This is a genomic window from Peribacillus sp. P4_C12, assembly GCF_056402095.1.
In genome coordinates this window covers 1-1,317 of sequence record NZ_JBFUIB010000811.1, presented here as the reverse complement: position 1 = coordinate 1,317, position 1,317 = coordinate 1, and the positions used below count along the sequence as shown (strand labels likewise).

At 35.6% G+C, this 1,317-nt stretch carries 2 protein-coding genes; both read right to left on the bottom strand.

The window, feature by feature from the left end; translation table 11 throughout:
- Positions 1 to 330 (bottom strand): MFS transporter (locus AC1DUW_RS29215; protein WP_477644238.1); only part of this gene is annotated, 330 nt, incomplete at its 3' end.
- Positions 331 to 1,074: 744 nt separating this feature from the next.
- On the bottom strand, positions 1,075 to 1,317 hold a 243-nt coding region (locus tag AC1DUW_RS29210), incomplete at its 5' end, for a Ger(x)C family spore germination C-terminal domain-containing protein (protein ID WP_477644237.1).

Here is a 1,317-nt window from a genome sequence, read left to right as displayed (position 1 = left end):
CCCTATGAAGATACGCCCTATAATTAATAATGCTGCTCCTTGAGTCAAAACAATAAACAAGGAACCGATAATGCTTAAAATTAACCCAGAATACGTAATTTTTTTACGTCCAATCTTATCTGCAAGGCCACCAGCTGCAACGATAAACATACCTGAGAACAAGGCAGATAAACTAATTGCTATGTTTAATGTGCCAAGTGAAATGCCTAAGTCTTTCTGAACGGCCGGAACAACATTGACCATAGACTGGGCAAAGAGCCAAAATGTGATGACCCCAAATACAATTCCTGTAATCATTTTATTTGTGCCTTTATAACTTGTTGTTTCCATAATTACACCTCCATTATTAGTGTGTTTGTCAAGGACGATTGCATGGCCTTTCCACCCAATAAATAGAAAAGACCCTACACACTCAGTTAGTTTTCATAGAACTTTTTACACTACCATTTTTATCCGACTAAAAACGACGCAGTAATTGATTATTTATATGTTCCTGTTTAAATATTTGCAGATTAATACTAAAATATTCTGCAAAGGATCATTCATCCATAACTATGCTAAAGTGAAAATTCCCTTTATTCGCAAATTCACTTGCTTTTATTATTGAATAATAAACAAAAAAGAAGACACCTTCTTACTTTAAGAAGTGCGCCCTTTAATGGATTAACTAAAATATAGCCTCAGTTGTTGGTTTGGAAAAAAGGTTGATTAAAAAGATGTTTCAAACACTGATTTTAATAGAAATAAAAAGAAATAAGCCTAACCAAGCACATACGAAACCAGCAATGATATTACCGAACAATACCAAATGGAGTATCGCGTCCGAATCATACCTGCTAACCAGCCAATAATTAATGACCATAAAAATGACATTTTTCTTCCTCCTGAATTTCCTTTTTAAAGAAATCGATCCGTGATGTCCTTTATCCTTTGAACCTTCGGCTAAATAAGTTTTGAAATCACTCCAATGCAATAAATGGTACACGGAATTTACTTTTAAAAGCATAATCGTATAAGCTTTCAAGCATTTTTTAATTATCCTTTTTGAGTCACTCCCTTTTTTGACGTCACTTTCTATTCGGTGATGCCGGTGTTCACAATACGAACCTTCATATAAAATTCAACAGGAACGGTTGGGTAGCGGTCTTTCCATGCTTCTTTATCAAAGTTCCGAAAATGGCTCCGGACTTTTTCGCCGATTCCGAGCGGATCAATCTTTAGCTCCTGAAATTTTCTCATCATCTTTTCCGCTCTTTTCGTGGTTTCTTTGCTCCATTCCTGCTCCACTTCTTTCATGGTGTTCCCTTTCATCAACAC